Below are 22,700 nucleotides of genomic sequence, written 5' to 3'. Positions count from 1 at the left end.
TCTAATCCGATCAGCATAAAAAAAACCTGAGTTTATGATACTCAGGCTTTATATAGTTTTAAATAATTATCTTATTAATTAGTTCATTACTAATTCTTTAGTGGATGGTTTAAACTTAGTTAATACAATTCCGTTAACCGCAGCCTCATATTCTTCCATTGTAGGAGTTCTTCCTAGAATAGTTGATAATACTACTACCGGAGTTGATGATAAAAGTGATTCTCCTTTCTTACCTTCTGCATCTTTTACTACACGGCCCTGAAATAAACGTGTAGAAGTAGCCATAACCGTATCTCCTGGCTCTGCTTTTTCTTGGTTACCCATACATAGGTTACAACCTGGGCGCTCTAAATACAATTTATTTTCATATTTGGTACGCGCCGAAGCTTTTGGATTATCATCATCAAAAACAAACCCAGCATATTTAGCTAAAACATCCCAATCTCCTTCTGCCTTTAATTCATCTACAATATTGTATGTTGGTGGCGCTACAACTAAAGGAGCTTTGAATTCAACCTCTCCTTGTAATGCTTCAATATTCTTTAACATCTGAGCTAAGATTTGCATATCTCCTTTATGTACCATGCAAGAACCTACAAATCCTAAATCTACTTGTTTGGTTCCTCCATAATAAGATAGCGGACGAATAGTATCGTGAGTATAACGCTTAGAAGGATCGTCATTATGCACATCTGGGTCAGCAATCATAGGTTCAACTATTTCATCTAAATCTATAACAACCTCTGCATAATACTTTGCGTTAGCATCTGGTCTTAACGCTGGTCTAATTCCAGTTTTAACTTCTTGTATTCTAGCATTAGCCTTATCTACTAATCCTTTTAATACTTGTTTTTCGTTATCCATACCTTTCTCAATCATGATAAGGATACGATCTCTAGCAATTTCTAATGACTCTATTAATGTTTCATCTTCTGAAATACAGATAGATGCTTTCGCTTTCATTTCAGCCGTCCAATCTGTAAATGTAAAGGCTTGATCTGAAGTTAATGTCCCAATATGTACTTCAATAATTCTTCCTTGGAATACATTTTCTCCTCCAAACTGTTTCAACATTTGTTGTTGTGTTGCATGTACTACATCACGGAAATCCATATATCCTTTCATGTTACCTTTAAAAGTAACTTTTACCGAATCTGGAATAGGCATGGTAGCCTCTCCTGTAGCTAAAGCTAAAGCTACTGTACCAGAATCGGCACCAAAAGCAACACCTTTAGACATACGAGTATGAGAATCACCTCCAATAATTACATCCCAATCATCAACTGCTATGTCATTCAACACTTTATGAATAACATCTGTCATTGCATGATACTGTCCTTTAGGGTCACGAGCTGTAATTAAACCGAAATCGTTCATGAACTTCATTAACCTAGGAATATTAGCCTTAGACTTATCATCCCATACAGAAGCCGTATGACATCCAGATTGATAACCCGCATCTACTATTGGAGAAATAACGGTAGCTGCCATCATTTCTAATTCCTGTGAAGTCATTAAACCTGTAGTGTCTTGAGAACCTACAATATTTACTTCTACACGAACATTAGAGCCTGTATGCAATGTTTTTCCTGGAGTTGTACCAACAGCATTCTTATTGAAAATTTTCTCAACAGCCGTTAATCCTTGCCCATCTATAGAAATTTCTTTTGAAGGAGCATAAACCTGAGGAACATCAATCCCTAAAGCTTTACATGCAAAAGTTTGTAATTTTTTACCGAAAACTACAGCATAAGATCCTCCCGCCTTTATAAACTCCATTTTTTGTGGAGTTAAAGCAGTAGAAATATCTTTTAACTCTTGATCTCCGTTATATAACTTCTTCTCTTTTGTATTAATTGTAAGAACAGTTCCTGTATCTACAGAGTATACCTGCTTTAAAATAGGCTCTCCATCTTTATCTACAATCGTATTTCCGTTCTCGTCTTTTTGCTTAACCCAGTTCTTTAAATCTATACCAATACCTCCTGTAACTCCAACAGTGGTTAAGAAAATTGGTGCAATTCCATTAGTTCCTGCAATTACTGGAGCTATATTGATAAATGGCACATACGGACTAGAAGAAACACCTGTCCATAATGCTACATTATTTACACCAGACATTCTTGAAGAACCTACTCCCATAGTTCCTTTTTCTGCGATTAACATAATACGCTTATCTGGATGCTGAGCCTTTAGATCTAAAACTTCTTGTTGCATTTGTTTGTTGTGTTCAAACATACATTGCCCATGCAACTCACGATCTGATCTAGAGTGTGCATCAGCTCCTGGAGATAATAAATCTGTAGAAATATCTCCTATTCCTGCAACATAAGTTACTATTTCTATTTCTTCGTCTATTTCTGGTAATTTAGTAAAGAATTCTGCTTGAGCATAGCTTTCAATGATATCTTTAGCTATTGAATTACCTGACTTCATAGCTGTTTCTAAACGCTCTGTATCTGCTTCATATAAAAACACCTGTGTCTTCAAAACTTTAGCCGCTTCTTGAGCTATTGCTTCGTCATTTCCTAAAGCTAAATCTAATAATACTTCAATAGAAGGTCCTCCTTTCATATGAGATAATAACTCAAAAGCAAAAGCAGGAGTAATTTCTTCAACATTATACAACCCAAGAATTATTTGCTTTAAAAACTTAGCTTTCACTCCAGCAGCACTAGTAGTACCTGGTAAAACATTGTAAATAAAGAAATTTAATGATTCTTTTCTATGCTCGTTATTTACATCTATAATTTGTGTGATTAACTCACTTACTAGTTCTGCTCCATCAATTGGTTTTGGGTGTAAGCCTTGACCTTTTCTTTCATCTATCTCTTTTAGATAATCTTTATAAATGCTCATAATTGTCTTTATTGTCTGTTATTATTCCCGCGAAAGTACGAAAAACAGGACTCAATTAAAAGATATTCAACCGATAAAGACTTTGTGTGAATTATTTTTATCAGATCCTTATTTTTAACATTCTATTTTTAATAAATGTAAAAATTACTCGTTATTTTTTGTTAATTAATCAATATCAATAATATTTGTATGTAATCATAATTAATTTTAAGTGAATGCTCTATATACTTATTAGTTGGTTTTTTATGTTTTTTATTAGCCTTAACTTTAGTTTAGCTTTAGAAAACATTATAAATATTAGTTATTCTAATATGTTCACTCAGCATTTGTTGGGCTTATTTTTATATATGATAGCTATATGGATAGCTGCTTTTTTTATTCCGATTAATGGAGCTTTTTACCTGAGCATACTTATAATTAATACTATACTTTTTTTTAAGTATAGATCAGATGTTTTTGATCACATAAAAAAAATAAAAAAGAGTGTTAAGAATTGGTCTTTCGTATATAGATGCTTATTTATTTGTATTGCTTTTATTTTATTAACTCAAAGCAGTACAGCTCCTTACTTATTAGATAATGAAAGCTATTATATTCAATCTATTAAATGGATAAATGAGTATGGTTTTGTTAAAGGACTTGCTAACCTACATTTGTTTTTTGGACAAACTTCTGGTTGGCATATTTTACAGTCTGGATTGAATTTTTATCCTATAACAGATCTATTAAATGATTTAAATGGGTATGTGCTACTTCTATTCTCATTCATATCTATTGAAAAACTTTCAGTTTATACTAAAGAAAAAATTGAGTTTGCATTTATTTTTGGCGTACTATTTTTCTTTGCTTTTTTAATGCAATTTATTAATACTCCATCTCCAGATATACCAATCTTCTTGTTATGTAGTATTCTATTTTATTTATTTATTATTCGGTTTAAAAATATCAACTCAAAACAATTTACTGAAGTTTTATGTTTAAGTCTAATGGTGTGTACTATTAAAGTTACCGCAGCTATAATGGTTATTATACCTATATTTTTATTTTTAAAACATTATAGTAATGTAAAATCTTTTACCACTACCTATAGCATACTTTGTATTGTGCCAGCTGTATTATTTATTTTAAAAAATTATATCATCTCTGGCTATATTCTATATCCTCTTACTAGTATTGATATTTTTTCTCCAGATTGGAAACAACCCAATATACTAATATCTGAATATGGAAAATTTACTTATTTATGTGGTTTTAATAATATACCTCTTGATGATTTAAATAAATTAAGTTTACTTGAAAAAGTAAAATTCTGGCTTACAATACCCAAGTTACATAGCATATTTAATATATTTTACTCATTGCTTATTGTATTGGCTCCCTTTATAATTACTCTAAAAAAACACACAAATACTTACTGGATATTATACTTGATATGTGTGTCTCAGCTAATATTGATATGGCATTTATCTCCTCAATATCGTTTCTTTTTTATGGGTATTATATTCTTATCTATATTCGTATTTATTTCACTTATTAAATCAAAGAAAATAATCTTAGTAATTATTACTACATCAGTTATTGCAAGTTATATCCCCGTATTTATTCCTATAGACCTTAACAAAATTAGTACCAACAAGTTTAATTTATCTTTAAATACATTCAGTTTAAATAATTTAATAAAACCTTCAGGCATATCTAAAATAAAAGAATACAAATTAAATAGTTACAATAATTTTGAGTTTTATTCTCCTGCAAATGAAGATTTTCCTTTTTCGACTGGAAATGGAAAACTACCAACAAGTAACGAGGTTTTAATTAAATACATTGATAAACATTATCAATATATACCTAGAAAAAGAACTCACCTATTAAAAGATGGTTTTAAATCTGTTAAGACTAATAATTAAGGCTTTTTAAATATTGGCTTATCACGAAGATCCATCATAGGCTTTTCAAAATACTTATACATATAAGATGATAACAAATAACTTAAAATTGTATAAAGTAAAAGTAAAGCCCATTTTTGAATAATAGAAAAAGAATTCAATGGCAAATACTTAACCATAAAAGAAAGTATTAAAGAATAGTGTATTAAGTATATTGAATACGAATACATGCTAATATTCTGTATTAAATTCTTTAGCATGACATTTGGTTTTGACAAGTAATAAATAAATGGTAAACAGCTTGCAATTGCTATTGAATTAAGAGGTAAATAGAGAACATTCCAGAAAAATTTAACTCCTGTTATTTGAAATTTAGTAACTATCATTATTCCATAAATAAGAAAAAATAATACCATACCGAATAACAACATATACATTTTATATCTTTTAAAGATTCTAATATGCTTATTAAAAAGATAAGCCATTAAAAAACCATAAAATATACTATCTAACCTATAAACCACAACCCCTTTTAGGCTTGCATTCCAAATAATCAAATCTTCATAATTATGAACATTAGAAAAATAATATGATAATTTAACTCCTATAAAAAATACAATTGCAAAAATACTAGCCAATAAAAAAGCCTTAGCCCTATCTCTCACTAATTTAATTAAAACTAGTATTAAAAGTGGAGCAAACACATAAGAAAACTCTTCAACAGTTAAACTCCATGATTCTGGAAAAAAATACGATTGCTTATGGTTGAAGTTTTGTAAAAAGAAAAAATATTTCCATAATTGACCAGGTAAGGCCTCAGAAAAAATAATTGACTTAACAATATTAATTAGTAATATTAAAAAATACAATGGTAGAGTTCTAAACCATCTTCTTACCCAAAAATACTTTACTGTATGTATTGTCAAGCTATTTTTATCAAGTAATTTTAATAAAATACCTCCTATTAAAAAACCACTTAATACATAAAACATTTCTACTCCAAAAACTCCTAACAACTGTAAAGCATCTGTTACTAAGTTATTATAGCCCGGAAATAATAATGCTCCATGAGAAGCTATTACTAAAATGGTAGCAAAAGCTCTAATAAAATCTAACCCAAAAATTCGATCTTTAGTTATCATTAATAATATTCTATCTCTGTTGGAATTTTAGCGTATTGATCTAAATATGCCTTAACATCTTTATAAACTCTTTCTTCTGGATACACCAATACTTTTATTGTTTTTCCTGCCCATTCATTAAAATCTATATAATACATTCCATTAAACTCTCTAATAGAGCTCTGAATACCAATAGGAAAACTTTTTAAATCCCTTTTATCTATATAAACTCTTGCGTATTTTGGTTTACCCGATAAATAACTAAAAGCTAAAATATGATCGTATTTTCCTAAAAAATTAAAACAAGGAAATATGATTGTTATCAATAAAAAAACTACTTTTTTAACATGATTTATTTTAAAAATACTTTTAAAATTTATTTCTGAATCTTCATAGAATAAATAATATAAAACAAATACATTAAAAATATTAAGTGGTATTACTGCAAAACCAAAAGAGTCTTTTAGTAGCGTTACTATTATAATACCGTGCATACAAGCTAATAACCAAATAACTATTTTTCTTGTTTTAATAAACAATAATCCAAGTCCAAAAGCTGCTTCTATAAATGGAATGGCATTGGTAAATAGAGATCGCATCCAATAAGGTATAAAAGGAATACGCTTATCAAGACCACCCATCCATTTTTCGAAAAACAAATCATTGTACTTATGCAGACCACTATAAAAATATGTCCCTACAAAAATTAACAACAAACACTCTTTAGCTAGTTTAATGTTATTACTAAATATGGTTAAAGCAAGTACTACATATATAATTTCAAAGAAAAAATTCTGTATTCTATTCTGATCTAAAAGAGCCCAAAGTGTATATATTATTACAACCGGAAGTCCTATTTTCCAATTTGGATTTATGATAAACCAAACAAAAAAAGATAAAAAAGTGACTAATAAAAAAACATCAAAATAAATATTAGTTATTGAAAAAGTATCGAATAAAGGAATTGTTGGAAAATTACGGGTAGAAAACCACAATGATTTAGTTAGCAACATTGGTATCAAAAAAACCAGAAAAGAAACTGCCCTTACTACTTGTAACTTATCATTTTTAAACAATTCTATTGACATTTAACTAATTAAATACAAAATTTGCACTAAAGTAATCATATTATATGAAGTATTAAACATCAAAAAAAGTATTTTTAAGTAACTTGCAAATTCAATTCATTGTTAAAAAAATGAAACGTAAAAAACTTTATATACTCTCTTTTTTTATCCTATTACTCTTAGGAGGTTTTACTTATTTTAAATCACTAAAAAAAAGACATCAAGAACTTATTAAATCTAAAGTTTATTATTCTTTAAATTTAATAGACTCTGAGTGGAAGAAAGAATTATCAGATAATAAGGTAGTGTTTACTACTCCAACTTTTATTATTGCTGATATTTATAAATCTATGGAAGGCCCAAAATCTGATAAATACGTAACAATAAATGAAGAAAAGGAAGAGTTGCTATGGCTTACTTCTTTTAAAACGAACGTTTATGCCACAAATGAAAAACAAAGACTTTCCAACGATTTTGTATGCCATACTAATTTTGAGTTTAGGGCAGCTGAGCATTATAACAGATGGGATTTAACCAATAGAATTAATCAAAGTTATCCAAGAATTACCTCAATAAGCAATGGTATTGAAGAGTTTGAATTACCTGAAGGATATGGGTTTCCGGTTTATTCTAATGAAAAATTATTTTTAAATGCTCAAGCTTTAAACCACAACATTACAGACTCAAGTTTTCATGTAAAGCATAAAATAGAAATTGGCTTTATTAAAGACCAGGATCAAAGGCTACAAGCTTTGCAACCAAAAACTATTTTTATGATGCTACCATTTAATGCAGACGACCCTTATGCTGGTCCAACAGAATTAATGCCTAATGCATGTATCCCAGTAGAAACAAAAAATCATACGTATCAAGATCAACAGGGTAATCCACTATCAGGCCATTGGATATTCTCTCCAGGAAAACACCAATACACCTATAATACCACAGAACAATTGGCTATTAAAGATAGTATTAGATTGCACCAGGTTACCTCTCACTTACATCCGTTTGCTGAAAAATTTATTTTAAAAGACAAAACTACTAATACAATTATTTATGAATGTATTAGTGAAAACTACTCTAATAAAACTGGCTTAAAAAACACCCCAGTTTTTACCAGTAAAGATGGAGTGTGGTTATATAAAGATCATGAATATGAAATGGTTTTAAACGTAAATAATACAACCAATCAAGATCAAGAAATGATGGGTAGCATGGCTATTTTTTATTATGATCCAGAAATGAACAATAAAATTAATACGCTTAATAAATAACTATACCTTGAAACCTTTCTTTCTGTTTATATGTATATTATTTTTAATTTCTTGTAAAAAAGAAAATGGAGATGTTTTACCTGTGTTAAGCTATCATATTATTAACGGTGAGAAGAAAAATTATAAGATAGATAACTTCAGCTTTGTTAATCAATACGGAAAAATCGTTACCCCTAAAAACACCTTAGGTAAAGTACATACATTTAATTTCTTTTTTACTTCTTGTCCATCTATTTGTCCTCCAATGAAGTTAAAACAGCTAAATTTAGCAGAGGAGTTTAAAAATTATAAAGATTTTCAACAATTTTCTATTACAATTGACTTAAAAAGAGATAGTATTGAAAAGCTTCAATATTATTCTGAAATTTCAGGGATCAATCATCAACAATGGAACTTATTACGTGCCAAAAATGAAACAGATTTACAAAAAATGGCTCAACTTTTAAAAACCAACTTTAAACCAAATGAAGATGGTACAGATTTTTATCATTCAAGTTACTTAGCTTTATTAGATAAACAACAGCAAATAAGAGGGTTTTATGATATTTTATCTGACAGCGAACTTAGCTTGCTTAAAAAAGATATTACTATTCTACTTAGTGAAGAATAATTAAAACACAGAACTATTTTAAAACAGTGAATTTATAATAGATTCTTTGGTAATTCTTTCTGCTTCTGCTTTGTAGTTTTTTACTATTCTATGTTGTAATATGCCAATAGCTACAGCTTGCACATTTTCTATATCTGGCGAAAATTTACCCTGAAGTGCTGCATGTGTTTTAGCAGCCAAAATTAAGTTTTGAGAAGCTCTAGGACCCGCTCCCCAATCTATGTATTGCTTAACTAAATCTGTAGCATCAGATTCATTAGGCCTTGTTTTCCTTACTAAGTTTACAGCATATTCTATTACATTATCTGCAACAGGTATTCTTCTAATTAACTCTTGATATTTAATAATTTCTGGAGCATCAAAAAGCTTATTAACTTTAACATTAAGGCTACCAGTAGTGTTTTTAACTACATTTACTTCTTCTTGAAAGGTTGGATAAGTCAATTCAATAGCAAACATAAAACGATCTAATTGAGCTTCTGGTAATGGGTAAGTTCCCTCCTGCTCAATAGGGTTTTGAGTAGCCAAAACAAAATAAGGTAAATCTAACTTATAATGATTTCCTGCTACAGTTACAGACCTTTCTTGCATAGCCTCTAACAAAGCAGCTTGAGTTTTAGGTGGTGTTCTATTAATTTCATCTGCCAAAATAATGTTGGCAAACACCGGACCTTTTATAAACTTAAACTCTCTATTGTTATCTAATATTTCACTTCCTAAAATATCAGATGGCATTAAATCTGGCGTAAATTGAATTCTTTTAAAATTCAACCCTAAAGTTTGAGCTATGGTATTAACCATTAGTGTTTTAGCTAAACCAGGAACACCAACTAATAAAGCATGCCCCCCTGAAAAAACCGACAATAATATTTGATCTATAACAGCTTCTTGCCCTACTATTATTTTTGCAATTTCTTGCTTTAATAATTTATGTTTTTCTACAAGTGAATTTATAGCTGCTACGTCTGACATATATTATTTTTTTAACCAGTTATTAGTATACTCGCAATTTCTATAATCGCCAGTTATTTTTATATAAGTATCTTTAATTTTTTCTTTTTGCCATTTAGCAATGGTTTCAACTTGTTTTTCTTTTAAAGCTAATTCTTTTATTTTTAAAAAATCTTTGCCGTATGTTGCCACATGCTCTTCTTTTCTATCTGTCACTACCAAAATTTTATAAAAAGCTTCACCAGTTCTACTATATTCTAATATAGGATCTGACACTTCTCCCTCTTTTAAGTTAACCACTTGAGCATACAAAGAAGGATCCATTTTGGTTAATTCGAAACTATGATCAAATGTTTCTGGATTACGTAATTGACCTCCATCAAATTTTGTTTCTTTCTCATCAGAAAATTCTAATGCTGCATCTGCAAAAGTTAACTCTTTGTCAACTATTCTGGTTCTTAAAGTATCTATTGTTGATCTAGCTTCGTCTAAATTTTCATTAGAAGTCTCTGGCATTAGTAATATATGACGAATATCAACTTCTTGTCCTCTTATTTGATCTACCATCAAAATATGATATCCAAACTCTGTTTTAAAAGGTTCTGATATTTCTCCCTCTTCTAAACTAAAAGCTACATCTCTAAATTCCTTAACCATTCTTGGTTTTTTTCTGTGCAAGGTATATTTACCACCTGTACTTCTAGAAGGCTCATCTTTAGAATATAAAACAGCTTTAGATGCAAAACTAGCTCCGTTTTCTAAAACATCTGCTTTAAACTGTTTCAATCTATCTACAACTTTGTCTATTTCTCTTTGAGGTGTTTTTGGTTTTATAACTATTTGAGCTATTTTTAATTCTGTTCCAAAAGTTGGTCTATCTGCTTCTGGAATTTCATTAAAAAAAGTATAAACTTCTTCAGGACTAATTTCTACATCTTCTACTATTTTTCTAGTCATTTTACTAGCAAGCCTGTTGGTTTTAATCAGCTCAAACAATTCTTTTCTAAAAGCAGCTTCGTCATCTTTTTTATAAAATGATAATACTTTTTTCATATCGCCTCCCATTTGAGACTTCATATAGTCTATCTGTTGATTAACATCACTATTAATTTCATCATCAGATACGGTTATACTATCTTGAATAGCATGATGCGCATAAAGTTTGTCTTCTAATAATTTACCCATAATATTACAACGGGTAACATCTTCTGTTGATACACCTTGACTCTTTAACTCAATGTACATTTTATCTACATCAGAATCTAGCACAATATAATCACCAACAACTGCCGAAACTCCATCTATTTTTGCTTTGCTTATGGCTGTAGAGTCTTGAGCTTGTAATAAGTTTGTTGCTAAAAAAACTACAGTAAATATACTAGTTATAGATTTCAAATTCATTATTCTGTAAGGCATCTTTTCTAATATCAATTTCTAATTGCTTTATAAGTTCTAATTTTCTTTTGTTTTGAATAATTTGCTCTAAAGTTGGTTTAACATATTCTAGAGGAGCCTGCTCACCTCTTCTCAACAAATTATTAACTCGCACCAAATATACTCTTAATGAATCTTCTAGTTGTAAAAAATTAGATTTTTTTAACAATTGAATGTGATCGTTTTCTTTTAAGATTGGCAATCTTCTTAACAACTGTGTTTTTTTAACCCAAGTTGAATCATTTAACATATAAGAATGAAATTGAATAGACAGTGAATCTAAATCTATTTTATCATTATTATCAAACTTTAGAAACTTTTCTTTTACTTTTTCTAATTCTTTGTGTTCTTTATTTATAACTATATATCTAAACTGAAGAACTTCTTCATTCAGCTTAAAATTCAAAGCAGTTTGTTTGTAAAGAGTATCTATTTCTATAGCTGTAATAACTGTATCTATTTCTTTTGTTACTAAGGCATCTAGATAAGCATTGGTATACAAATCTAACTTGTAAGCTTCTGCTAAACGATTAAATTTTTCCTGTGTATTCTGATCTAAATTTAAAATTGCTTTTTGCTTTAATATCTGCTTTGTAGCCCAATTATTTATTATTTGGTTTGCAAATAACAAACTATCTTCTCTTGCTATATTGTCAGGGAACAGCTTTAGATATTCACTTTCATATAAATATGTATCCTGTACTCTTGCTATAAGATTTTCTTCTTTTTTAGGTACTAAAAAATCACACGATAAAAAGCTTATAGATACAAGTAAAAAAAATATGTATAGTCTAAAAAAATTCAAATTATTTGGTTAATTCTTTTTTTACCTTTTTTAACATTTCCTCGTTTACAACTACAGAGTATTTTTCTCTTAAATTTTTCAACCAATTTTTCTCTAATTGTATTTGATAATCATTGATAACATTCCCTTTAACTTCATCAAACTCTTTTTGAGATGGAGGAAGAATACGCTTAATATCTAACACGACATATTGGCTATTGTGCCTAAAAATTTTAGATACTCCCTTCTCTAGTTTTGCTTTAGATGGAATTTCTCTATTATTTTTTTCAAACATACCTTCAGATACAACTACTCCTTTTATATCTTTTATCTTTTGTATATCGGTATTGGTTTCTTTTAAGATTTTACAAATTTTCTTGGCCTCTTTTTTTGACTTAGTTGTTGCAACTATAGCCTCTACACGCTTATCCCAAAAATACTTACTCTTATTTGCGTCGTAATACTTTTTTAAGCCTATTGTATCTGTTTTAGATTTTTTCCATATTTCTTTTTCCATCAACTCAAATAACAACAATCCTTCTTTATATTCTTGCATAATGGCAGCAAAATCCTCAAACTCATTTTCTAAGTTTCCATCATGATAAGAATACACCTGTTGATTGGTATAAGTATTTAAACTCTCACTAACAAGATTTTCAAAATTTGTATAATTTTTAAACTTACGAGATCTTGCTTTTAAATATTTATAATAATCAAGGTAACTAATAGACTCACTAGCATAAGTAGCCATCACCTCTTTATAAACTTTGTTATTTTCATCTAAAGAACCATTAAAAAAGTTTTTATTGACAACTTTTAATATATTTCCTTTTGCATTAGGCTGTAATTTAAAATTATATCGATTTTTTAATGATTTATAAAATTTAGCATTTATAATTTTTGACCTTGAATCTTTAGTTATTTTTCTATTTAACTCTGTTTTTAACTCTTCAAAAGTAGGTACGTCATGTTTTTTTAATAACTTTATAATATGCCACCCGAAATTTGTTTTAATAGGCTTAGATATTTCTCCTTCTTCTTGAAGATTGAAAGCTGTTTCTTCAAATTTTTTGGCATTTAATTTTCCTGCACCAAAACGATTCAATTTTCCTCCTTTTTTAGCTGAGTTTTTATCATCAGAAAATTGTCTAGCCAAATCTTCGAAAACCGATCCTTCTTTTAATTGTTTATATAATTCATCTATTCTTTCTTTTGAGGTGCCAGTTAAAGTCTTGTTATTATCAGAAATCATGATATGAGCTACTGTAACTTCTCCTCTAGACTTCCTTTTGTCTATTATATTAACAATATGATATCCAAACTTAGTTCTAAATGGTTCAGATATCTCTCCTACTGGAGTATTATATGCTGCACTTTCGAATAAATAAACCATTCTAAAAGCGTTAAAATAACCTAATGATTCTCCAAAAACAGTGTTTCCGTTATGAACAGATTTCATAGTGATATTAAAACCTTCCTTTAAAGCTTGATCTTTTAACTCTTTGATTTTGGTATAAGCTTTTAATGTATCGCTTGGTTTTGCATTTTCGTCAACTCTAACTAATATATGGTTTGCATTAACCTCATTTATAGTTCTTTCATAAGCTTCCTTTAAAAGTTTTTCAGAAACCTGTGTATCTGTTAAATACTTTTTAGCTAATTGATTTCTATATGAACTTAATTCTCTTTTATACTGAGGTTCTTTATCTAACCCCATAGAAATAGCTTCTTGAAGCTTTAATTTATAATTGATATATAAATTAAGATATTCATCAATATCTTTTTGTTTTTCGTCTTTAACTAAATCAATATTTTTATTATAAACTCTTTTAAACTCTTTATTAGTTGTAGGATTATTTTCTACTGTAAATAATACTTCTTGGTTTTGTGCATATAAACTAGCAGAAAATAATATAATAAATAATGCGGTTATTGATTTTTTCATTTTTGTAGGTTTATTTCTTGATGCTAGCAAAAATAGCAAATCTTAACTAGAATACAACCTCAAAACTTTTTCAGAAAATACTTTTTAAAAATAAAATACTGAACATTCATTTGAATATTCAGTATCATTATTATTTATACTCTATTACTCCCAGTCTGGCATCTTAGCATTAGTAAATAGTTCTGTTCTTGTAGCTAATTGGTCTAAGTCTATGGTTAATAAAGTTTTTTCAGATATACCATCATTACTCCCATGAGCACATATTACCTCTGCTTCATTAGGCGAAAACCTTGGATCTACATCTACAAAACCAATTGGTTTACTAGCAGATATATCTAAACTGGTAGTAGTTCCAAAATCATATACAAATACATGAGTATCTAGCTGTCTGTAAGATGGATCTTCAAAACCAGAAATATCATGTGAGTATAATAGTTTAGTGCCATCTACCGAAAAATTGATACCTCCAACAGCTCCATTTATTCCAGATAAAACAGTTGTTAAAACATTACCCGCCATATCGATTGTATAAATAGAAGCTCCATAACCATTTACATTATTTGTTTTCAACGCAATTGTTGTTCCATTAAAACTCCAGTCACATTCCGTTATAAAATCTCCATTTGAAGTTTGATAAACTAAGGTTAAACCACTACCATCATTATTTATTGAATAAAGTTTATCAAAACTTGGATATAAAATTTTATCTCCACTAGTAGACCAACTAAAATCAACTTCAGATAATTTAAAACCTGAAACCGGTATTGAATTTGTTATTTGTATAATATCAGAGCCATCAGGCAGCATCGAAAAAATGTGTGTTTCTGCTCCTACACTTCTTAGAAAAGCTACTCTACCAATGGTATTATTTTTTCTTGGCCTCCAACTGTTTTGAGAACTTTCTGTTAATTGTAATTCTATAACCGAATCTTCTCCATCTTGTTCTCCAGAAAAAATTACATCATTACCGCCAATATTCCTTGTAAAGAAAAATCGGTGCTGAGGATCTGTTGTTGTAAAAAAGGATTGAGAGTTACTCCATACAATATCATTAACACCATCGCTCACACCTATTTGCCAAAAATATTGTGTTCCAAAACTAAGATCTGTTAAAGTATAATTAGGCTCTGTAATATTTTCTATCATTTGAACTGTTGAGTTTTGGTCATTTCTCAATTCAATAGAATAAGTCAATGGATCTTCATCTAAGTCACTACTCTCCCAAGTCAATTCAACAGTTATATCTAAATCCATAGTATTATCTAAAGGCGTAAGTAAATTGGGCTGAACAGGTGCCGTGTTAGTTGTTGTTTCTGGTAACATTTCAAAAATAGTTCCTATACTTTGATTTGTAATAACCGTAACTCCCTCAAAACTTGTTAATAACCCTTCTTTAGATGCTTCTACAGAATATTGTCCGCTTGGTATATTACTCAGGACAAAATTTCCACTAGCATCTGTAAAAACTGTATTAGAATTAGGGTTAGTAGCAATCTTCACATTTTCAACAGGTTCATTACTCCCTTTTAGAACTACAGTACCTGTAATTGTTCCGAATCCAGTAGCATCAAGAGAATCTTCACTACAACTAGAAACCAATAAAAGAATACTTAAACTTATATATTTTATTATTTTTTTCATATCTATTATTTTTTACCACAATCTTAATTGCTATTTTTTCTCAATGATTTTCTATTTTGCCTTCTTAGTTTTCTCAACTCCCTTTTAGAAATTGAACCTTTATTACTAACTTCTTCTGCTACTTTTATCGGATTGCTTATATCTAATTTTTCAGTTATCTTTTTAGATCCTTTTTTCTTTTTTTTATTGAACAAATAAAAATTTAATCCAGCACCGAAACGTAAAAAATGGTCATCTCTCTTTCCTGCAGCTACTTGATCTAACTCATCATTAAAAACAATGTTGTAACCGCCATACAAATTCATTCCTACTTTTTCTGATAATAAATATTCTAAACCAACACCATATTCTATTTTAGGGTGATTATCTTTGAAATAATTTGAAACATTGTAACCTGCCGAAGTAAATAAATAGGGTGACAAATCATCATAAGGTAATAAGTTAACTTCGGCCTTTAAATCAAAAGACATATAGCCAAAAGTAGATTGAAAAGCTGGAACATCTTTATTTGCTAAATTATATTTGGCATAGTTTACACCTAAATTAAAATAAGGGGTTAAATAACGTTTATACCCTCCTTGTATAGCCATTAGCTCTACCTTTGTTTTTGGATAATCGCTCCTAAAAATAGTTGCTCCTCCTCCTATTTCAAAAACATTTTTTCCTCTTTTTTCTTTATAAATTCTATCATAAATTTTTCTATATGAAGCTTCTTCCTTCTCTGCTTCGTAAGATTTAATGGTTTCTTGTGCAATTGCATTATCTTTAGCCAACCATAAACCATCTTCTACTCCTTCTATCACCATTGCCTCAACAGCTTTTTCTATAGCTTCAGTAATTGCCATATGAACTGGTTCGTTTTTGGTAATTCCTGTTTCTGCCTCTAATAATCTTTGAAAATTTACATACCTAAAAAGACTAGCATCAATTGCTTGAAATAATATTGTTTTACTAACATAAACAGTCTTTAACACCTCTCCACTAGATGTAGAAATAGCCCTTAAATAAATAGATATCCTATCTTGTCTATACCTCGATGAACCTCCCACACCAAAGTATCTTGCTCCAATACCTCCGGTAACAATATTTGAATCATATGATATAACACCACCTTCTAATAAAACTCCCGCATAGAGTAAAGGAGGTAATTGAGGTTCGTTAGGATTTGAAGTTTTTCTGTATTCTTGACGAGTGGAACGAATTATATTACGCTCATTTAAAAGGTTATTTAAGTTCTCTCTTTCTATTACCCTAAACCATTTAGAATCTTCTAAAGCTTTTAACAAAATTGTTGTAGCTCCTTGTGTAATAGCGGTACTAAAGCTACTACCATTTTCTTGTAATTTATATTGCCCTGTTTGATCTCTAAAATTATATACACCCACAACTACAGGATCTTTAGGTTCAGGTAAATTGACTAATCTCTTAGTATTAGGTGTTGGTTCTCCTAATACCGCATTTGAAACTGTTAAAGGTTGATTGAAGTACGCTCCACAAGAGGACAACAAAAAACAAATAACAGCTATACTAGCGTTACTTACTTTTTTAAACATAAAACTTTAATTAGGAATGATTACTTGTGTTTGTTCTCCGTTGCTTGTATCTAAAATATTTACAACTAAGCCTTCTGTAGATTCAAAAATCTCTACAGATAAACTTCCATATGTATATACACCTGGTTGTAAATCTCCATTTAAATCAAACTGACCATCTAACAACAACCTGTTAATTCTACTTAACAATTGTCTATTTAAGTCATCTGCAAAATCTTCTAGCTCAGAATTTTCTTCATCATCATCTTCATCAGAAAAAGAGTTTTGAGCATCTGCAGAACTTTGTAACCACTGATAATTAAAGGATTCTCCACCAAAAGCTGGATTTTTTGGCTTGTAAACAAAATTTTGGCTATACAAGTTTGGTAAAACAAACAATGCATTAAAGAGTAGTAATATCAATACTTTTTTATTCATAATTTTTGAATTAAATTAATGATTTATAAGTAGTAATATTTTATGAAGGGTATAAATGCTATAGCATGATTGTCAGCTTATTATAATAAATTTGAGTGCTTTTATCTATAATTTTACGTTCTATTAATTTACAAAAAAAATCAATACCGAACAATGTAATCTTTTTCTTTTTTTTCGAATTCTTGATAAAGAACCCTAATTGCAACATCCACATTTCGTTTTAAGTAATCTAAATTTGGTTGCACAAAAAATTCGTAAATTTTTCTGTTATCTAATTTTATAAAGATTTTTGTATTTCTTCCTCTATCATGTATTTCCTCTACTAATATTGCACGACTGTCTTTAAAATTATATGTCATGTATTTACTATAAAAGAAGTTATAAAAATCTCTTCCTGGTTTAGTTTTAACCCTTTCCAAAACAACTCCTTTTAGTTTTATTCCATCTGATGGCTTTTTCTTTAAGGTAACCTTGTTGTCATAATCTTTTTGAATTATTCTATTATCTGTGATTATTTTACGATCTCTACCTACAATCTCTCCCTCCTCATTTTTTAATAAAAGTAAAATAATAACCTTATCTGTTTTAGAAACATTAATTGATGTTTTAGACAAGGTTATTATTTCCTTAGCTTCAATAACAAACCTATCTGTTTGCTTATTGTTGCTTTTATTTTTAGTCTTTGTATTTTCTTTAAACACTATTAGTTCATATTCTAAACTTCTATTAATATTTGATAAATTTTCGGCCTTTCCTATTACAGAAAAAACATCTTCAGATTGCTCAATCTCTAATAAAGGCTTAACTTCTTTATTTAAAAATTGTTGAGCTAACGAAGTGTTCAGATTCCCTAAGAATATCGACGTAGAAAAAATAAAATATAGAAGTAATTTCATGTGATTATTTTTTTTAAAAACTATTTACATAAATAGTTTTATCATTTCCTATTAGTCTTATTTTAATTTTTTCAGACAAACTATTTGCTCCATTCATCATAATTTGCTGATTATCCCCTTTTTGATAAACATCTACTTGATGTTTTAAATTATTACGCCTATTAAAGTCTCTAAAAAAATTATTGTTTCCTAATTGAACAATATTTTCATTTACCTCAGTTGCTTTAATATTTAAATGTACTTGGTTTTTATCTCCTTTTTGTAAAATATTAATATTACTTTTTGATGATTCAATAATTACACTAGATAAGTTTTCGTTTCCTATTTGTCTTAAATAAACATTATTATTAAAACTGTAATTTGGCGTAGTATTTACTCTATTAACCTGCTCTAATATATACAACGATTTTACCTGTTCTCTTTCCGAAGAGGTATTTGTATAATTTTGAGCTGTTAAAGCTCCAAAAAACATTATTAATATTAGTACTATATATCTTTTCATTTTATTAAACATTAAATCATATAAAAACAAGCCCTAACTTTTAGGGCTTGTTTAATTTATACTATTATTTTTGTGAAACAAATGCAGTATTTCCTACACCTGCTTGGCTTAAATAACTAGCCTCAAAGTTACCTATCTGCTGAACTGTTAATTCATTAAATAGACCTAATTGTTCAGACAATGAATAATTTCTTACTCCATCTTGAGAAATATCTGCTAAGTTTGCAGCTCCATTTTGGTGAGCTATAGTCATGTTTCTTCTTCCAGTTTGCGTTTGATAAATTGTATTATCAATTCCTAGAATAAAGAAAGCTCCTTCTTGCGTAGCTAATGCTTCGTTACGGTTTCCTGTTTGAGTTTGTTCTATTACATTACCTCCACCAAAAGACAATAAATTTTGTCTTGCTTCTGCATAGTTTCTGTTACCTACTTGAGATTGCTTAGCCGTATTAAAATATTCTTCTTGATCTATAAAAGCTTTATTTCTATTACCATCTTGAAATTGACGAGCAACACCTCCGTAAGACCAATATGCTAAACTACCTTGACGAATACTAGCTTGATTTAACTTACCACCTAGCTGAGTTTGAATAGCATCATTATATTCACCTACTTGCTTTATACACTCATCATTCAAAATATTAGTTTGATTTTGTTGAGAAATATTACACAATCCTCTCTGACTGGTTCTAGCTTCATTATGACATCCTTCTTGATCAACATCTGCATCATTATGTCTACCTCTTTGATCTACATCAGCTGTATTCATATACTCTGCCTGTAAAACTCTTGCAGAGTTATAAAAACCTGTTTGAGTAACATCTGCTCTTTGTCCTTCTCCAGTTTGAGTAACTGTTGCACTATTCCCTTTCCCCCATAATTGTCTAATTATAGCTAAGTTAGGTATATCTCCACCATCTTTTTGTGCTATAATTGCACTACCATCATCTCCATATTGTCTTACAAATGCTATATTTCGATCTTCTTGACTTACATTGGCGTCATTTCTTAATCCTTCCTGCATTACATCTGAATAACTAGCACCATGCTGCAAAGCGGTACGCATACTACCAGGACAACTTGGATAAATTGGGCCAATATATGGTGAACATACTCCATCTCTTTGGTCTATTGTTTCACAATCCCCATCTGGACAATCATTATCATTCTGATGAGATTGCGAAAAACCAAATACAGCAAAAACTGCTGAAAACACTAAGGTTAAAATTGCTTTTTTCATAATTTAAAAATATTTATTGGTTATTAAATACATGCCAAAATGTTTAAAACATAAATATGTAATAAACTTTTTCTGGGGGATATATTTAATTGGGGGAATTACTCTTGAAAAGAGTTTAAATTATGAAATTGTGAAATTAGCTGTAGGTTTAAATTCAATCACATATCAAATGTAATATCAAATATCTAATAATCAAAGTTTTATGTTTTGTTTTTTTTTTGTATGTTAAAAGTTAATAAAGTGATCTCTCATAATAATTAACCCTTCTTTAGTTAAAAAGAAGGGTTAATTATTTTATTGAATTTATAATCTATCTAGTAAACAATAATTCTCTATATTTAGTTAAGGGCCAAAGCTCGTCATCTACCAACAGTTCTAGCTTATCACAGTGATATCTAATATCTTCAAAGTATGGTTTTACTTTATCACAATAACTAAAAGCTTTCTTTTCTATACTATTTAATTTATTAGCCTTTTTTCTTGCTTCAATCATATCAGAAACACCTTTGTTGATTTTTTCTATGTGAGAAGATATACTTTCAATTATAATTAACTGTTCTTTGGCTACTTTTTGGAAGTTGTTACCATAAATTTCTTTCAAGCCTCTTACATTTTCAATTAAAATATTTTGATACTTAATCGCTGTTGGTACAATATGGTTTCTTGCTATGTCTCCAAGTGTTCTTGACTCTATCTGAATTCGCATTGTATATTCTTCTATCTCAATCTCATGCCTTGCCTCTACTTCTACCTTATTCATAATACCAAGTGACTCATACAAATCAATAGCCTTTTTAGAAACTTTGGCCTTTAAAGCTTCAGGTGTGGTTTTATTATTGCTTAAACCTCTCTTTTTTGCTTCTTTTTCCCATTCTTCTCCATAACCATTCCCTTCGAATCGAATATTTTTAGATGCCTTGATATACTCTCGAAGTACATTGAAAATGGCATCATCTTTTTTCATTCCTTTTTCTTTTATTAATTGATCCACTTCTATTTTAAACTCTTGAAGCTGTTTTGCCATTATAGCATTTAAAACCGTCATAGGATTAGCACAGTTTGCTGTAGATCCTACTGCTCTAAACTCAAATTTATTTCCCGTAAAAGCAAATGGAGATGTTCTATTTCTATCTGTATTATCTAAAAGTATTTCAGGTATTTTACCAACAACGTTTAATTTTAAGTCGGTCATTTCTTTTGGCGATATTTTTCCTTTGGTAACATTTTCTAAGGCATCTAAAACTTCTGTTAACTGAGAGCCAATAAAAACCGATACAATAGCTGGTGGTGCCTCATTAGCTCCTAATCTATGGTCATTACTTGCGCTTGCTATTGCGGCTCTTAACAACTCTTCATTATCATTAACTGCTTTAATAGTATTGATAAAAAACGTCAAGAACTCTAAATTACGCATTGGTGTTTTACCTGGACTCAATAGATTCACTCCTGTGTTAGTACTCAACGACCAGTTATTGTGCTTACCCGAACCATTAACACCTGCAAACGGTTTTTCATGTAATAATACTTTAAAATTATGTCGGTCAGCAACCCTTTCCATCACATCCATTAATAATGAATTATGATCTACCGCTAAATTTGCTTCTTCAAAAATAGGAGCTAATTCAAACTGATTAGGTGCTACTTCGTTATGACGTGTTTTAACAGGAATACCTAATAACATACATTGAGTTTCTAAATCACGCATATAGCTAATTACTCTACTAGGTATAGAACCAAAGTAATGATCATCTAGCTGCTGACCTTTAGCTGCAGCATGACCTAATAAAGTTCTGCCTGCTTGAATAATATCTGGTCTAGACTTAGCTAAAGCTGAATCTATTAAAAAGTATTCTTGCTCCCATCCTAAAGTTGCATTTACTTTTGTAACATTTTTGTCAAAATATTTTGCTACAGCGGTTGCCGCTTGATCTACAGATTGCAATGCTCGTAATAATGGTGTTTTGTAATCCAACGCTTCACCAGTGTAAGCTACAAAAACTGTTGGTATACAAAGTGTAGTTCCTAAAATGAAAGCTGGAGATGTTGGATCCCAAGCAGTATACCCTCTCGCTTCAAATGTATTTCTTATTCCTCCATTAGGAAAAGAAGATGCATCTGGTTCTTGCTGCACTAATTCTCCTCCACCAAATTTTTCTATTGCATTTCCCCCTCCAATAGTTTCAAAAAAAGCATCGTGCTTTTCTGCTGTAGCCCCTGTTAAAGGTTGAAACCAGTGTGTATAATGAGTAGCTCCTTTAGAAATAGCCCAATCTTTCATAGATGCAGAAATTTGATTAGCTATACTCCTATTTATTTTAGAGCCATTATCAATGGCATCCATAACACTATTATAAGCTTCTTTAGTAAGATACTGCCTCATTGTATTTTCATTAAAGACATGCTGGCCAAACAACTCAGACCTTCTAACTTTTTCTTCTATTATTACTGGTTTTCTGTTTAGGGTTTCTCGTAAAGCGTGAAATCTTAATGTAGACATAAAGTATATTAATTAGCGATTAG

At 29.7% G+C, this 22,700-nt stretch carries 17 protein-coding genes; 3 read left to right on the top strand and 14 right to left on the bottom strand.

All coding sequences use genetic code 11. The features are described 5' to 3' along the window. Positions 1-78: 78 nt before the first annotated feature. Positions 79-2,859 carry a bifunctional aconitate hydratase 2/2-methylisocitrate dehydratase gene (locus tag ACFQ1O_RS08995; protein ID WP_377715553.1) on the bottom strand — a complete coding sequence of 927 codons (2,781 nt, stop codon included), beginning with the start codon at positions 2,857-2,859 and terminating at the stop codon, positions 79-81. Positions 2,860-3,074: 215 nt separating this feature from the next. Between ACFQ1O_RS08995 and ACFQ1O_RS08990 the strand changes: the two genes are divergently transcribed. Next, positions 3,075-4,766, top strand: coding sequence for an LIC_10190 family membrane protein (locus ACFQ1O_RS08990; protein ID WP_377715551.1), 1,692 nt, complete (start codon positions 3,075-3,077; stop codon positions 4,764-4,766). Here the strand turns inward: ACFQ1O_RS08990 and ACFQ1O_RS08985 are convergent. Further along, complete coding sequence (locus tag ACFQ1O_RS08985; protein ID WP_377715549.1) at positions 4,763-5,887, bottom strand: acyltransferase family protein; 1,125 nt, start codon at positions 5,885-5,887, stop codon at positions 4,763-4,765. The genes ACFQ1O_RS08990 and ACFQ1O_RS08985 overlap by 4 nt on opposite strands. Next, on the bottom strand, positions 5,887-6,954 hold the full coding sequence (locus tag ACFQ1O_RS08980; protein WP_377715547.1) for a hypothetical protein: 1,068 nt from the start codon (positions 6,952-6,954) through the stop codon (positions 5,887-5,889). The genes ACFQ1O_RS08985 and ACFQ1O_RS08980 overlap by 1 nt, the downstream gene beginning before the upstream one ends. A 110-nt stretch (positions 6,955-7,064) precedes the next feature. On the opposite strand from ACFQ1O_RS08980, the gene ACFQ1O_RS08975 reads away from it, so the two are divergent. Continuing rightward, entirely contained in the window at positions 7,065-8,207 is a 1,143-nt protein-coding gene (locus ACFQ1O_RS08975) for a hypothetical protein (protein WP_377715545.1), read from the top strand. Positions 8,208-8,214: 7 nt separating this feature from the next. After that, the gene (locus ACFQ1O_RS08970; RefSeq protein ID WP_377715543.1) at positions 8,215-8,817 is read left to right on the top strand and encodes an SCO family protein; all 603 of its coding nucleotides are present in this window, start codon (positions 8,215-8,217) and stop codon (positions 8,815-8,817) included. 18 nt (positions 8,818-8,835) lie between these two features. On the opposite strand, the gene ACFQ1O_RS08965 is transcribed toward ACFQ1O_RS08970, so the two are convergent. From ACFQ1O_RS08965 to ACFQ1O_RS08915, 11 genes are all read right to left on the bottom strand, one after another. After that, positions 8,836-9,789, bottom strand: a complete 954-nt coding sequence (locus ACFQ1O_RS08965) for an AAA family ATPase (protein WP_377715541.1) — start codon at positions 9,787-9,789, stop codon at positions 8,836-8,838. Between the two features lie 3 nt (positions 9,790-9,792). Further along, positions 9,793-11,169 carry a peptidylprolyl isomerase gene (locus ACFQ1O_RS08960; protein WP_377715539.1) on the bottom strand — a complete coding sequence of 459 codons (1,377 nt, stop codon included), beginning with the start codon at positions 11,167-11,169 and terminating at the stop codon, positions 9,793-9,795. Beyond that, positions 11,147-12,007, bottom strand: a complete 861-nt coding sequence (locus tag ACFQ1O_RS08955; protein WP_377715537.1) for a peptidyl-prolyl cis-trans isomerase — start codon at positions 12,005-12,007, stop codon at positions 11,147-11,149. Before ACFQ1O_RS08955 ends, ACFQ1O_RS08960 begins: the two co-directional genes overlap by 23 nt. Position 12,008: 1 nt before the next feature. Next, complete coding sequence (locus ACFQ1O_RS08950; RefSeq protein WP_377715535.1) at positions 12,009-13,931, bottom strand: peptidylprolyl isomerase; 1,923 nt, start codon at positions 13,929-13,931, stop codon at positions 12,009-12,011. Positions 13,932-14,075: 144 nt separating this feature from the next. Next, the gene (locus ACFQ1O_RS08945) at positions 14,076-15,572 is read right to left on the bottom strand and encodes a carboxypeptidase regulatory-like domain-containing protein (RefSeq protein ID WP_377715533.1); all 1,497 of its coding nucleotides are present in this window, start codon (positions 15,570-15,572) and stop codon (positions 14,076-14,078) included. A gap of 23 nt (positions 15,573-15,595) precedes the next feature. After that, positions 15,596-17,125, bottom strand: coding sequence for a CsgG/HfaB family protein (locus ACFQ1O_RS08940; RefSeq protein ID WP_377715531.1), 1,530 nt, complete (start codon positions 17,123-17,125; stop codon positions 15,596-15,598). A 6-nt stretch (positions 17,126-17,131) separates the two neighbouring features. Next, positions 17,132-17,542 (bottom strand): curli assembly protein CsgF, encoded by a 411-nt coding sequence (locus ACFQ1O_RS08935; protein ID WP_377715529.1) that lies wholly within the window; start codon positions 17,540-17,542, stop codon positions 17,132-17,134. Positions 17,543-17,682: 140 nt separating this feature from the next. After that, positions 17,683-18,438, bottom strand: a complete 756-nt coding sequence (locus ACFQ1O_RS08930; RefSeq protein ID WP_377715527.1) for a CsgE family curli-type amyloid fiber assembly protein — start codon at positions 18,436-18,438, stop codon at positions 17,683-17,685. Positions 18,439-18,451: 13 nt separating this feature from the next. After that, positions 18,452-18,940, bottom strand: a complete 489-nt coding sequence (locus ACFQ1O_RS08925; RefSeq protein ID WP_377715526.1) for a hypothetical protein — start codon at positions 18,938-18,940, stop codon at positions 18,452-18,454. 64 nt (positions 18,941-19,004) lie between these two features. After that, positions 19,005-20,180 (bottom strand): hypothetical protein, encoded by a 1,176-nt coding sequence (locus ACFQ1O_RS08920; protein WP_377715524.1) that lies wholly within the window; start codon positions 20,178-20,180, stop codon positions 19,005-19,007. Positions 20,181-20,490: 310 nt separating this feature from the next. Then, entirely contained in the window at positions 20,491-22,677 is a 2,187-nt protein-coding gene (locus ACFQ1O_RS08915) for a glutamine synthetase III family protein (RefSeq protein ID WP_377715523.1), read from the bottom strand. Between the last annotated feature and the right edge of the window lie 23 nt (positions 22,678-22,700).

Source organism: Pseudofulvibacter geojedonensis, from assembly GCF_042675745.1.
GTDB classification, from domain to species: Bacteria; Bacteroidota; Bacteroidia; order Flavobacteriales; family Flavobacteriaceae; genus Pseudofulvibacter; species Pseudofulvibacter geojedonensis.
This window is presented reverse-complemented; position numbering and strand designations above follow the sequence as displayed.